Below are 13108 nucleotides of genomic sequence, written 5' to 3'. Positions count from 1 at the left end.
AATGTTCTTGTTCTTATAATGATGAGCATGAGCCCGAAACGTCGACGGAGCATACACAAGCCAATGCCCTTACCAAACTGCCCCGGATCATAAATTCGACAATATTTCAGGCCGCTCCCGCCCCTCCAAAACCGTGGGAGCGCGGCCCGCCAACGCCTGCGGCCAGTGACTGACCGGTCGTCCTTCGTGGATCTTTCATCGGCTAATGCAAAGCTCGGTTTGCCCGGTGTGTCGGCGCACCCTAGAATGCCCCGATGCGCGATGATCTCTCCCTTCTGCTGAACTCACTCAACGATGCCCAACGCCAGGCCGTAGCCGCCCGCGTGGGTCGTCAGTTGGTCCTGGCCGGTGCTGGTTCCGGTAAAACCCGAGTGCTGGTGCACCGTATCGCCTGGTTGATCCAGGTCGAAAACGCCTCGCCCCACTCCATCCTGTCGGTGACCTTCACCAACAAGGCTGCGGCCGAGATGCGTCAGCGCATCGAGCAGCTGATGGGTCTCAACCCGGCCGGCATGTGGGTCGGCACCTTCCACGGCCTGGCGCACCGCTTGCTGCGGGCGCACTGGCAGGAAGCGGGGCTGAGCCAGACTTTTCAGATTCTCGACAGCGATGATCAGCAACGGCTGGTCAAGCGGGTGATCCGCGAGCTGGGACTGGACGAGCAGCGCTGGCCGGCACGGCAGGCCCAGTGGTTCATCAACGGGCAAAAAGACGAAGGTCTGCGCCCGCAACATATTCAAGCCAGTGGCGACCTGTTCCTGGCGACCATGCGCAGCATTTATGAGGCCTACGAGGCCGCATGCCTGCGCGCTGGCGTGATCGACTTCTCCGAATTGCTGCTGCGTGCCCTCGATTTGTGGCGCGATCATCCGGGCTTGCTGGCCCATTACCAAAAACGCTTCCGCCACATTCTGGTCGACGAGTTCCAGGACACCAACGCCGTGCAGTACGCCTGGTTGCGTCTGCTGGCCAAGGGCGGAGACAGCCTGATGGTGGTGGGCGACGATGATCAGTCGATCTACGGCTGGCGTGGCGCGAAAATCGAGAACATCTATCAGTACTCCGACGACTTCCCGGATGCCGAGACTATTCGTCTGGAGCAGAACTACCGCTCCACGGCCGGGATTCTCAAGGCCGCCAACGCCCTGATCGCCAACAATACCGGACGCATGGGCAAAGAACTGTGGACCGATGGCGGCGAAGGCGAAGCGATCAACCTGTACGCCGCATTCAACGAACACGATGAAGCACGCTACGTGGTGGAAACCATCGAAAGCGCGCTGAAAACCGGCTTGGCCCGCAGCGATATCGCGATTTTGTACCGATCCAACGCCCAATCGCGCGTTTTGGAAGAAGCTTTGCTACGCGAGCGTATTCCGTACCGCATCTATGGCGGCCAGCGCTTCTTCGAGCGTGCAGAAATCAAGAACGCCATGGCTTATCTGCGTCTGCTGGAGGGCCGTGGCAACGATGCGGCGCTGGAGCGGGTGATCAACGTCCCAGCCCGTGGCATTGGTGAGAAAACCGTCGAAGCCATTCGCGACCACGCGCGTCACAGCGATGTGTCGATGTGGGAAGCCATGCGTCTGCTGGTGGCTAATAAAGGCCTGACCGGTCGCGCTGCTGGCGCGCTCGGCGCCTTTATCGAGCTGATCGAGAATCTTGCCGCCAAGTGCATGGAAATGCCCCTGCACCTGATGACCCAGACGGTCATCGAGCAATCAGGGCTGATTGCCTATCACCAGGCGGAAAAAGGCGAAAAAGGCCAGGCTCGGGTAGAAAACCTTGAGGAACTGGTCAGCGCCGCGCGCAACTTCGAAAACGCTGAAGAAGATGAAGACCTGACGCCGCTGGCGGCGTTCCTTGGCCATGCATCGCTGGAAGCCGGCGATACTCAGGCCGAGGAGCACGAAGACAGCATTCAGCTGATGACCTTGCACAGCGCCAAGGGCCTGGAATTCCCTTACGTGTTCCTGGTGGGCATGGAAGAAGGTCTGTTCCCGCACAAGATGAGCCTGGAAGAGCCTGGCCGTCTTGAGGAAGAACGCCGCCTGGCCTACGTCGGCATTACCCGTGCCATGCACAATCTGGTGATGACCTACGCTGAGACACGACGCCTGTACGGCAGCGAAACCTACAACAAAGTGTCGCGTTTCGTACGGGAAGTGCCGAAAGGCCTGATTCAGGAAGTGCGACTGTCCAACAGCGTCAGCCGTCCATTCGGTGGCGGTCAGCAACAGAGCTCCAGTAGCCTGTTCGGCGGCAGCGAGATCCCGGACACCGGGTTCAGCCTCGGCCAGACCGTGCGGCATTCAGTGTTCGGCGACGGCGTGATCCTGAATTTCGAAGGCGCGGGTGCTCAGGCGCGAGTGCAGGTGAACTTCAGCGAAGGCAGCAAGTGGCTGATGCTCGGTTACGCGAAGCTCGAAGCGATCTAAAGGCGACCTTCAGGGAGCATTTCTGTGGGAGCGAGCCTGCTCGCGATGAACGATGACGCGGTGTTTCTGTTACTCCGCGTTGCGTCTATCGCGAGCAGGCTCGCTCCCACAGTTTGATCGCGAAGTTCCCCTGGGCGCCCTTCCTACAGAACTTATCCACTCGTCCTACAGACCAAAGTTAACAGGCCTTATTGCGCTGACTGAAGCTGAACGCAACCTGTCAGGCAAAAGCCCGAAACACTCTGCCGCTAGCCAGTAACACTTCAGCTGTGCAACATGGCGCGCGTGCATCCACAAAATGGGATTACCCTTATGAAACGTTTTCTTAGCATCGCCATGGCGTTGTGCATTGGCCTGACGATGAGTCTCGACGCCAATGCCGCCAAGCGCTTTGGTGGCGGCAAGAGCTCCGGCGCTGCGCCGACTCACCAGACCAGCCAAATGGCTCCTTCTTCTGCTGCCGGTGGCGCTGCTGCCACTGCAGGCGCGGCCGGTGCTGCTGGCGCCGCAGCCAAGGCTGGCGGTGCTTCGCGCTGGCTCGGCCCTCTGGCCGGTATCGCTGCCGGTGGCCTGCTGGCCTCCATGTTCATGGGCGATGGTTTCCAGGGTATGCAGATCTTCGACATCCTGATCATGGCGGTCATTGCTTTCCTGGTCTTCCGCTTCATCGCCGCCCGTCGTCGCAAGCAGCAGGAGCATTTGGCTCCGGCTGGCCACGCGCCGATGCAGCGTGAAGTGTTCCAGAACCAGCCTGCGGGCGGTTCGATCTTCGGCGGTTCGGCTGCGCCGGTTGCCGCTCGTCCGGTAATCAATGCCCCGGCCTGGTTCAATGAAAAGAACTTCATTGAAGCGGCCCGCAACCACTTCCAGTCTCTGCAGCAACACTGGGACGCTAACGAAATGGACAAGATCGCGGAGTTCGTGACCCCGCAGCTTCTCGAGTTCCTCAAGCGCGAACGCGCTGACCTGGGCGACGGCTTCCAGTCCACCTACATTGATAACCTCAATGTCCAACTGGACGGCGTAGATGATCGTGCCGACAAGACCATCGCCACCCTGACCTTCAGCGGTGTGTCGAAGTCCTCCCGTTTCGACCAGGGCGAAGTGTTCAGCGAAAGCTGGAACATGGAACGTCCACAGGGCGAAAACCAGCCTTGGCTGGTGGCCGGTATCCGCCAGAACGGCTGATCCCTCTTGCGTTAAGCATGCTGTAGTAAAAAAAACCCCAGCCTCGGCTGGGGTTTTCTATTTCGCGGTTGCATCTATAGCGAGCTACTGTATAAACCGCCCCAACTAAACCGCGCCATCAAGCAAGAGGATCCCGGACGTGGAAGAAATCATTGAACAACTGCGTGAAGCCAACGAACCGGTACCGGTCCCCTTGGAACTGCCTGATGAAGATCAGATCGTGGAAATCGAAGAGCAACTGTTCATCGACATTCCGTTCGTCTTCAGAGAATTTTTGCTGACCGTCAGCGACGTGGTCTACGGCAGCCTGGAGCCGGTGACCGTCACCGACCCGCAATCCCACACCTACTTGCCTGACGTTGCCGCCAACGCCTGGGACGCCGGCGTCGATCGCAGCATGATCCCGATTTGCCAGGACGGTGATGACTACTACCTCGTCGAAGAAGACGGCACCGTGGTGCTGTGGCAAGCCGAAGAAGAACTGATCGCCGAAGAAACCTGGGAATCGGTGTGGCACTGGGCGCGGGACGTTTGGCTGGAAAGCTGAGACGCCTGGACGGTTGTAGCAGCAGGCTGTGCCAGCTGCTACAAGCGCAATGTCAGTGACCAGATGCATCGTTGTGGTTATCCAGGGTTTCGAGCAAGGCCACCTGCATCCGCGTATGCACGCGGATGAACCAGCGCCAGAGCAAGGCCGCGACAGCGGCAGCGACCACGATGATCAATACCAGCAGCTTGCTGGTGGGCAGAATACTGGCCGACAGGGCTGCCAGTAGCAGGAAAATCACCAGCAGCGAGAGGATCGGAATCACTTCGGCGATCACCCGACGTACTCGCTGCGTGTGACGGCCAGCCATCTCCGGCTTCACGCCCATCTCTGCCAATAGCAACGACAGCGCCTTGAGCTTGCGGTAGGCGGCGATCAGGAACGGCAGTGACACCAGCAGCGCCCCACCCCAAATCAATGCTTTCTGCCAACTCGGATCGATGATCCAGCCTTGCAGCCAGGCGGACATACGCCCGGCGAAATACGCGCCCGAGAAAAAAATCGCAATGACCAACGCCAGATTGACCCCCACCTGCAACAAAATCCGCCGAATCATCGACGCCAGCAGCGCCCCCTCGCCTTGCGGTTGAATACTGCGTAACCATTCGCCGTACATTCCCAAAACCCTGCCCAGTCGTTGCGGCATCACGCCGGCAAGCTTGATCGACAGCGGATCGGCCGCACGGATCAAGTACGGCGTCAGCAGCGTGGTAATCACCGAAACAGCCACGGCGACCGGATAAAGGAAGTTGCTGGTAACCTGCAGCGTCATGCCCAACGCAGCGATGATGAAAGAAAACTCGCCGATCTGCGAAAGGCCCATCCCCACACGCAATGAGGTCCGTCCATCATTGCCGGCGATAAAGGCGCCAAGACCGCATGACAGCATCTTGCCGAGCACCACCGCCACCGTGATCACGGCAATCGGCCAGGCATATTGCAGCAGGATCATCGGATCCAGCATCAGGCCGATGGCAACGAAAAAGATTGCGCTGAAAAGATCTCGAACCGGTTCAATCAAACGCTCTATTTTCAACAGTTGCCGAGACTCAGCCATGATCGCGCCAATCAGGAACGCGCCGAGTACCATGCTGTATTCCAGCCTCACCACCAGCAGACAGAAACCGAAACACAGCCCCAGCACGGTGATCAGCAGCATCTCGTTGCTTTCAAACCTGGCCACGTAAGCCAGCAGCCGTGGCACCAGCAAAATCCCGATGACCAGCGCGACAATCATGAACAGCGAAAGCTTGCCGACCGTGGAAAACACTTCGCCGGAGCTGACCGTGCCGCTGACCGCGATGCTCGACAGCAACGCGATGATGCCGATACCAAGGATGTCCTCGACGATCAGCACACCAAAGATCAGTTGCGCGAAGCGCTCGTTTTTCATTTTCAGATCATTGAGCGCCTTGACGATGATGGTGGTCGAGGAAATTGCCAGGATCGCACCGAGGAACAGCGAGTCCATGGTGTTCCAATCAAACCAGCGACCGATCTCGTAGCCGATCCAGATCATCAGCACGATTTCCAGGAACGCCGCGATAAACGCCGTGGCGCCGACCTTGAACAACTTGCGCAGACTGAACTCCAGACCAAGGCAGAACATCAGGAAGATCACCCCGAGTTCCGCGAGGGTCTTGATGGTTTCTTCATCGTGAATCAGTGCGAACGGCGGTGTGTGAGGGCCGATGATGAAACCGGCGACGATGTAGCCCAGCACCACCGGCTGTTTGAAGCGATGGAACAGCACCGTCACCACGCCCGCGATCAACATGATCACTGCCAAATCCTGAATGAAACTGATGGCATGCATGGCGTGGGCTCCTCAAGAGGGACGTTGGGAGGTTAACACCACGACTTGCGCTGCAAAGGCGGTGCAATATATGGAAACAGATCGATCCGGGCGTGACGGCAACCCACTGCCCGGCGTCCCGATAACTGTTGGTTTGAAAAAGCCGACAAGGCACCCGCAGAGGTGCGCCCCTGAAATTGCGCCTTGAACCGTGAGAACGCTATGGAACCCGGAAACGCACAACTGTCGATGACAGTATTGATGACCCCCGACATGGCCAACTTCTCTGGCAATGTCCACGGCGGCACCTTGCTTAAATACCTCGACGAAGTCGCATATGCATGCGCCAGCCGTTATGCCGGTCGCTACGTGGTGACCCTGTCGGTAGACCAGGTGATTTTCCGCGAGCCGATTCATGTCGGCGAACTGGTGACCTTTCTGGCTTCGGTCAATTACACCGGCAACACCTCCATGGAGGTGGGCATCAAGGTCGTGACCGAGAACATCCGCGAGCGCTCGGTGCGCCACACCAATAGCTGCTTTTTCACCATGGTCGCGGTGGATGACAACCGCAAGCCCGCTGCCGTCCCGCCGCTGCAACCGCATAACAGCGAAGAAAAACGCCGCTTCATTCAGGCACAGCAACGTCGGCAGATTCGTCAGGAACTGGAAAAGCGCTATCAGGAAATCAAGGGTGATGCCTGAGATCTGTAACCGGCGTTAGATAGCCGTCGCGAGCAGGCTCACTCCTACACTTGATCTGTGTTGTTCACACATTCAGTGTGGGAGCGAGCCTGTTCGCGATTGGGGCCCCGCAAGATTAAAGGCTGATCGAAGTCGCTTCGAATCGCACCCGCGGATGCGCAATCCGGTCCTGCGCCCGCACCAGTTCCAGCTCATAGCTGGCACAGGCCTGAGTCTCCAGCAGCACTTCATGCACCGCCGACGCCGCAAACTCGAAGGCGGCGACCAGGCTGTCGCCCAACAACACACGCGCCAGAAACAACCCGGACGTCAGGTCGCCCACGCCCACCGGCTGACGCGGAAACGCCAATAGCGGCCGACGCAGATGCCAGTTGCCTTCAGCGGTCACCAGTAACATCTCGAAGCCATCCGCCGGTTTGCCCGGATAGTCCAAATGCTTGACCAATACCGCCTTCGGCCCACGTGCCAACAGCGCCCGCGCCATGGCCAGGCAATCGAACAACGACCGAGGTTTACGCCCCGAGAAGCTGTCCAGTTCCAACTGGTTCGGACACATGAAGTCAGCCACCGATGCCGCCTCTTCCAGCAGGAAATCGCTGACTTCGGCCGGCACGCTACAGCCTTTCTCGGGATGGCCCATCACCGGGTCGCACAAATACAGCGCCTTGGGGTTCACCGACTTGATCCGCGCCACACCCGTCAGGATCGCTCGGCCCTGAGCCGCACTGCCGAGATAACCGGACAGCACCGCATCGCAGTTGCCCAACTCGCCAATCGCCGCAATTCCTTCGACCAAATCAGGGATTTGATGCGGTGACAGCACTTCACCCGTCCACTGGCCGTACTGCGTGTGGTTGGAGAACTGCACGGTATTGAGCGGCCAGACATTCACCCCGACCCGCTGCATCGGGAAAACCGCGGCGCTGTTGCCAGCGTGGCCGAACACCACGTGGGACTGAATGGCGAGCAGATGGGGCGTACGTTTCATGCGGTGAGTTTTCCGTCAAACGATTGAAATTCGAGCCGCGCAGTATGCGACGAAACGCAGCCTGTACGACAGACCGGCGACGCAGTTAAGCTGACACCATCTAGTTGGAGCAACCTGTTAATGCTGACTCTCGGAAATATCTTCGTGCTGATGCTGCTCGCCACCGGTGGTGCGTGGTTGTGGCACAACCACGGCTTGCGCGAGCGTGCGCTGGAGCGGGTCAAGCAGCATTGTGCCAAGCTCGGCATCGAGTTGCTGGACGGCAACGTGGCGCTCAAAAAAATTGCGGTCATCAAAGACGCCAACGGCCGGCGGCGCCTGGCCCGCGTGTACAACTTTGAATTCACTGTGACCGGCGAAACCCGCCACAACGGCACCATCACCCAATTCGGCGCCCACAGTGCACAGATCGAACTGGCGCCCTACCCGATGCCGTTCGACGACACGCCCGCGGTCGGCGATGTCATGAAGCCCCGCGCCGAGGTGATCGAGTTGAGCCAGTGGCGACAAGAACACACCAAGTGGCGCCCTTAACTTGATCGGCAGTCGGCCAGAACTCTTTGCAATGAATCAACCTCCTGCGGCTGGCTGAAAATCAGCTCTATCCGTGAATCCTGACGCCATTCGCTGGGCTTCCATTCCAGTTCCGAATTATCCAGCGCATTGGCCGAAACCCAACCGTCAGCACTGTGGATAACCAGCTTGGCCCGCCGCCAGCAAAGGCTTTCAAGCCATTGGACGATGAGCGCCACATCGAACGTCTGGCTCGGATGCCAACGCCAACCGATACTCCACCCCCCTTCCTGTTCCTGGCTCAAGCAAATCGGCAGTGAGGGATTGGTCCAGATGGCCGGCATCTGGGCCAGGCCCTTGGGCACGATGAAGTTATCCATACCCGCTACGGCCCGAGCCTGGACTCCTGGCAATTCGTTCAATGGCAATAAAGCTTGCTGCGTCCAATACAACGGACGAGGAGGTAACTGCGCGGCAATTCGCTGGCGATCGTCCATGTCGAGACCTTCCGCCTTGTTCAACACCAACAAACCGGCACTGTTCAACGTCTCCTGTTGTGCCGCAGGAAGCGGTTTGCCGGCAGCGAGCGATTGGGCATCCAGGACCAGTACACAGGGTTGTACCGACAGTACACCGACCCAGGGTGCCTCATTCAACTGTTCAAGCAATCGGGCCGGATGCCCCAGACCTGACGGTTCGATGAACAGTCGGTCCGGCTTTGCCTTGCGCAATAACCGCCCGAGCCCGATCTGAAACGGTGCGCCATTGACGCAACACAAACAGCCGCCGGCCACTTCACCCAGTGCGATACCATCGGCATCCTGCGTCAGCAACGCAGCATCCAAGCCGATCTGGCCGAATTCGTTGATCAGCACCGCCCAGCGTTCGCCGACCGGCCGCTGCGTCAACAGGTGCTTGATCAGACTGGTTTTGCCAGCGCCCAGTGGGCCCGCAATGACGTGCGTGGGAATGTTCTGCAACATGGTCGGCGTTTTCTGAGGAGGTAAAAAATGCGGTTGATGGGATTTTCGTTACTGCTGGCCACGTGTTCCGGCGAGGTGCTTGCCCAGGCTTGCGTGGTACATACCACAGCCGCAAGATTGGACGTGAAAGTATGCCAGCAAAACCGCAACATCCCGGAAAAGCTCTTCGCCGACGGCTTCTGCCAGCCCAATCTGACTGGGCAGACCGTCGACGTGCAGTACGTTGACGATTGCCCAACCGGTGCGTTCGGGGTGTGCAGCAACGCTCAAGTCGCCAATATGCCTTACCGGCAGGACATTCACTATTACGGCGTGGCCACCGACGCGGCGTATTTGAAGCCGTTTTGCGAAACGCAGAGTCAAGGCAACTGGCTCAAACCTTGAGCTGTTATGCGAGCCAATCGAGTGTCAGGATCAAGCGACGCTCACCCGCTGCAGGTTGGGGCGAGCGGTGGATCAGGCCAAAACCTTCGTTGCCATGCCATCTCTCGCCTTTGAACAGAGCCACGTCCCCACTGTCGATTTGCTCGATCATCGAATCCTGTAGAGGCTCGGCCTCAGGCTTGCCCAATTGGCGACGATCCATAACGCCCTCTCGCAGCCACTGACTGCCGATACCAGAATACGTAGTGATCAACCGCACCGGCACATGATCGACGTGGAAACGCGGGCACATGGCCCTGTCCAGCGCCCGCAAACGCAGGCCGACGCGTTTGGCGCCCAGAAGGCAGGCGAATGCGCTGACCAGCCAGGACACGTCGGCAATGAAGCCCTCATAGCCTTCCAGATCACTGAAACCTGAGGCCAACCCCTGAAGATCGGGTTCGGTGACATCGCTGGGCAGTTCCAGGACCAGCGACTCGGCCAACGGCTTGTTCAGGGACAGTAGCAACCGGCCGAAATCGACGATCTGTACCGGAAGTTGGCGCTGCCAAATGGCGAGGTTTACATCGTCATCGAGGATACGGGTTAACGTTTGCAGCGTCTCTCCCTGAACGGGATGAACGACAGAGCGCTGTTTCAGATTCGGCACCCGCATCAGGCCACTTCCCCTTCATGCCAGGGCCCAAACGGATCTGGCAGCAATCGCCAGCCCTCGGCCCCCAATGCCATTTCCGCATCCGTCAGCAGGCAATCGTCGAGTTCGGCGGTGAGCTGGGCGAAGTCTATGTTCTGGCCGATGAACACCAATTCCTGGCGGCAATCGCCGGTGGCGGCAGTCCAGTTCTGCATGATCCCGGCCGTGCTTTCTTCATCCTGCGGCCATTGGCTTTTCGGCACAAAACGCCACCAACGCCCGGCGAAGCCATGGCGCATCAAGCCACCCGCCTGGGACCAGCTGCCAGCGTCCATGCGCTTGTTGGCCAGCCAGAAAAAACCTTTGGAACGCAGCAGCTTTCCATTCACCCAGGGGCGGTCGATGAAGCTGAAAAAGCGCTGCGGATGAAACGGACGACGGGCTCGGTAAACGGTCGAGGCGATGCCGTATTCATCGGTTTCCGGTATGTGCTCGCCACGCATTTCCTGTAACCAGCCAGGGGCCTGAGCAGCCTTATCAAAGTCAAAGCGCCCGGTATTCAGGATTTTTTCCAGGGGCACGACGCCCATGACCATCGGAATAATGTCTGCTTGTGCGTTGAGGCGTTGAAGAATCGCGATCAACTCCTGGCGCTCGCAGCTGCTGATCAAATCGATCTTGCTGATCAAGATGACGTCGGCGAACTCGACCTGTTCGATCAATAGATCAGTGATCGAACGGTCGTCCTCCTCGTCCAGCGTTTCACCACGTGTGCTGAGGCTTTCGGCGGCCTGATAATCGAGCAGAAAGTTCACGCCATCCACCACGGTGACCAGGGTATCGAGGCGTGCGAGGTCAGCCAGGCTTTGCCCTTCTTCATCACGAAAGGTGAAGGTTTCCGCCACGGGCAGCGGCTCGGAGATGCCCGTGGATTCGATCAACAGGTAGTCAAAACGTCCGTCCCTGGCGAGCTTGCTGACTTCTTCGAGCAAGTCTTCGCGCAAAGTGCAGCAAATGCAGCCGTTGCTCATTTCGATGAGCTTTTCTTCTGCTCGATTCAGGCTGACATCCCGCTGGACTTCACTGCCATCGATGTTGATTTCACTCATATCGTTGACGATCACGGCGACCCGCAGGTTGTCGCGATTACGCAGGACGTAGTTGAGCAACGTACTTTTTCCGGCGCCGAGAAAGCCCGACAGGACGGTCACGGGGAGACGATTGGGCATCAGCAATTCCTCAATGGGGCGCCCGATTGCAGAGGCGGGCTTGATTGATGTTATAGTATAACAACACATTCAAGCCACTTTTCTCCAGACTCTCACGATGGACCTGCCGATGAACGCGCTCACTTTGCCGGATATCGCCGTGCAAGCCTCTCGCCAAGCCTTGCCACTCGACTGGGTGGGTATGTGCGGCATTGCCCTCCCTGTTCTGCTTGAAGGCCAACGGCTCAGTGCAACAGCAGACGCGGGTGTGAGCCTCGACGATGAAGAGGCTCGCGGGATCCATATGTCACGTTTGTATCTGGCGCTGGAAATGCTTGAGCAGGAAAACCTGACGCCGACGCTGCTACGACGAGTCCTGCAAAGTTTTCTCGACAGTCATGAAGGACTGTCCCACAGCGCTTATTTAAAAATTCACGCCGATTTACTGCTCAAAAGGCCGGCGCTAATAAGCCCGCTGGCAGGATGGAAAACTTATCCAGTGAGCATTGAAGTGAGTTTGAAAAATGCGATGTTCCACGTGGAACTAAAAATAGAGGTTGCTTATTCCTCGACTTGTCCCTGCTCAGCGGCATTGTCCCGACAGTTGATTCAGCAGCAATTCGTCGATGACTTTGCCAACAAGTCACTGCACCACGCAGAAGTCTTAGCCTGGCTTGGTTCGCCAAAAGGCATCATTGCGACGCCCCATAGTCAACGCAGCACCGCACATTTGTGCTTGCGTCTGGACAATCAGGTGGATGACCTGCCGCTGATTGCACTCATCAACGAGGCTGAAGCGGCACTCGGCACCGCTGTACAAACCGCAGTAAAGCGCGCCGATGAACAGGCTTTTGCTTTGGCCAATGGTCAGAATCTGATGTTTTGCGAAGACGCCGCGCGACGTCTGAACGTCGCCCTGAAACGCAGCGCCGATATCGCCGCCTTCCACATTCGCGTGGTCCACGCCGAAAGCCTTCACGCCCACGATGGGGTCGCCGAAAGCCGGTGGAACCGGGAGGCGTTTCAGTAGATCAATCAGTCCCGCTCCCACATGATCATGCTGGAAGCGGGTGCCACGGCGAAGAGCTTAGGCTCTCGGCTTGACCGTTCCGCAATCCTGCCCCAGCCACACGGCGCGGCTTTCCAGACTACCCTTTTGCTGGATGCCCGTGGCATTGAAGGTGCCGTTGACCTTGGTCGTGAACTCGCGGTCACTGAGGAACGTGGCAACTCCGGTCCCCTGCGCTTTCGGACAGCTGAAACGGAACTTCCACTGGTTGCCGGTGCGGTCAGTGACTTCCTGTTTGCAGCCCGACTGCGGGTCCGTCAGTGGAATGTCGTCGGTCTGCACTTGTTGCGGCGTCAGGCAAGCCCGAATCCCTTTGCCGCCCATGGTGATGCCCTGCTTCTCCAGTTGCGCGCGCTGTTCCGGGGTCATCTGGCTCTGCAGCTGACCGAGGATCAGTTGCAAGTCCGGTAGATTCTGGTCATCGACCTTCATGTTGCTTGTGGTCAACTCCCACAACCCGGGTTGCAACATCTGTGCGTGAGCCGCCACAGGAAGTGACAAGCCAATAGCCATGGCCAAACCCAGCAGACGAACGTTCATCGAGTAACTCCTGATCAGTAGTGGCCGTTAGACGCTAACCTTAGGTTTCGGTTCATGGGCCAATTAAATAGCGACATTTTGCACGGAACATGGTCTGTTAAGCACTGAATCTTCAG

The 13108-nt window shown here is 58.3% G+C and carries 13 protein-coding genes; 7 read left to right on the top strand and 6 right to left on the bottom strand.

The annotated features are described in order from the left end of the window. Positions 1-254 precede the first annotated feature (254 nt). The 3 genes from uvrD to PMI22_RS24635 all read left to right on the top strand — a co-directional run bounded on the left by uvrD (position 255) and on the right by PMI22_RS24635 (position 4173). The gene (uvrD, locus tag PMI22_RS24625; RefSeq protein ID WP_007943371.1) at positions 255-2438 is read left to right on the top strand and encodes a DNA helicase II; all 2184 of its coding nucleotides are present in this window, start codon (positions 255-257) and stop codon (positions 2436-2438) included. A gap of 312 nt (positions 2439-2750) precedes the next feature. Further along, the gene (locus PMI22_RS24630; RefSeq protein ID WP_007943370.1) at positions 2751-3626 is read left to right on the top strand and encodes a Tim44 domain-containing protein; all 876 of its coding nucleotides are present in this window, start codon (positions 2751-2753) and stop codon (positions 3624-3626) included. A gap of 139 nt (positions 3627-3765) precedes the next feature. Then, positions 3766-4173, top strand: a complete 408-nt coding sequence (locus tag PMI22_RS24635; protein ID WP_007943369.1) for an SMI1/KNR4 family protein — start codon at positions 3766-3768, stop codon at positions 4171-4173. Positions 4174-4225: 52 nt separating this feature from the next. On the opposite strand, the gene PMI22_RS24640 is transcribed toward PMI22_RS24635, so the two are convergent. Beyond that, positions 4226-5989, bottom strand: a complete 1764-nt coding sequence (locus PMI22_RS24640) for a cation:proton antiporter (protein ID WP_007943368.1) — start codon at positions 5987-5989, stop codon at positions 4226-4228. Between the two features lie 201 nt (positions 5990-6190). Between PMI22_RS24640 and PMI22_RS24645 the strand changes: the two genes are divergently transcribed. After that, the gene (locus tag PMI22_RS24645; protein ID WP_007943367.1) at positions 6191-6673 is read left to right on the top strand and encodes an acyl-CoA thioesterase; all 483 of its coding nucleotides are present in this window, start codon (positions 6191-6193) and stop codon (positions 6671-6673) included. Between the two features lie 115 nt (positions 6674-6788). On the opposite strand, the gene pdxY is transcribed toward PMI22_RS24645, so the two are convergent. Beyond that, positions 6789-7661 carry a pyridoxal kinase PdxY gene (gene pdxY / locus PMI22_RS24650; RefSeq protein WP_007943366.1) on the bottom strand — a complete coding sequence of 291 codons (873 nt, stop codon included), beginning with the start codon at positions 7659-7661 and terminating at the stop codon, positions 6789-6791. A gap of 120 nt (positions 7662-7781) precedes the next feature. Between pdxY and PMI22_RS24655 the strand changes: the two genes are divergently transcribed. Beyond that, a complete protein-coding gene (locus tag PMI22_RS24655; protein WP_007943365.1) occupies positions 7782-8195 on the top strand; it encodes a DUF3301 domain-containing protein in 414 nt (137 codons plus the stop codon). Here the strand turns inward: PMI22_RS24655 and PMI22_RS24660 are convergent. Then, positions 8192-9157 carry a CobW family GTP-binding protein gene (locus PMI22_RS24660; RefSeq protein ID WP_007943364.1) on the bottom strand — a complete coding sequence of 322 codons (966 nt, stop codon included), beginning with the start codon at positions 9155-9157 and terminating at the stop codon, positions 8192-8194. The two genes, PMI22_RS24655 and PMI22_RS24660, sit on opposite strands and share 4 nt — an antisense overlap. Positions 9158-9184: 27 nt before the next feature. Here PMI22_RS24660 and PMI22_RS24665 point away from each other — a divergent pair, with 27 nt between their 5' ends. Further along, positions 9185-9541: a hypothetical protein gene (locus PMI22_RS24665; protein ID WP_007943363.1), complete on the top strand. Its 357-nt coding sequence runs from the start codon at positions 9185-9187 to the stop codon at positions 9539-9541. A 4-nt stretch (positions 9542-9545) separates the two neighbouring features. On the opposite strand, the gene PMI22_RS24670 is transcribed toward PMI22_RS24665, so the two are convergent. Continuing rightward, positions 9546-10196: a DUF1826 domain-containing protein gene (locus PMI22_RS24670; RefSeq protein WP_007943362.1), complete on the bottom strand. Its 651-nt coding sequence runs from the start codon at positions 10194-10196 to the stop codon at positions 9546-9548. Continuing rightward, a complete protein-coding gene (gene zigA / locus PMI22_RS24675; protein ID WP_007943361.1) occupies positions 10196-11404 on the bottom strand; it encodes a zinc metallochaperone GTPase ZigA in 1209 nt (402 codons plus the stop codon). The genes PMI22_RS24670 and zigA overlap by 1 nt, the downstream gene beginning before the upstream one ends. 109 nt (positions 11405-11513) lie before the next feature. Here zigA and folE2 point away from each other — a divergent pair, with 109 nt between their 5' ends. After that, the gene (folE2, locus tag PMI22_RS24680; RefSeq protein ID WP_007943360.1) at positions 11514-12413 is read left to right on the top strand and encodes a GTP cyclohydrolase FolE2; all 900 of its coding nucleotides are present in this window, start codon (positions 11514-11516) and stop codon (positions 12411-12413) included. 57 nt (positions 12414-12470) lie between these two features. On the opposite strand, the gene PMI22_RS24685 is transcribed toward folE2, so the two are convergent. Then, positions 12471-12992 carry a DUF3617 domain-containing protein gene (locus tag PMI22_RS24685; protein ID WP_007943359.1) on the bottom strand — a complete coding sequence of 174 codons (522 nt, stop codon included), beginning with the start codon at positions 12990-12992 and terminating at the stop codon, positions 12471-12473. Between the last annotated feature and the right edge of the window lie 116 nt (positions 12993-13108).

Source organism: Pseudomonas sp. GM21, assembly GCF_000282215.1.
GTDB lineage: Bacteria > Pseudomonadota > Gammaproteobacteria > Pseudomonadales > Pseudomonadaceae > Aquipseudomonas.
This window is presented reverse-complemented; position numbering and strand designations above follow the sequence as displayed.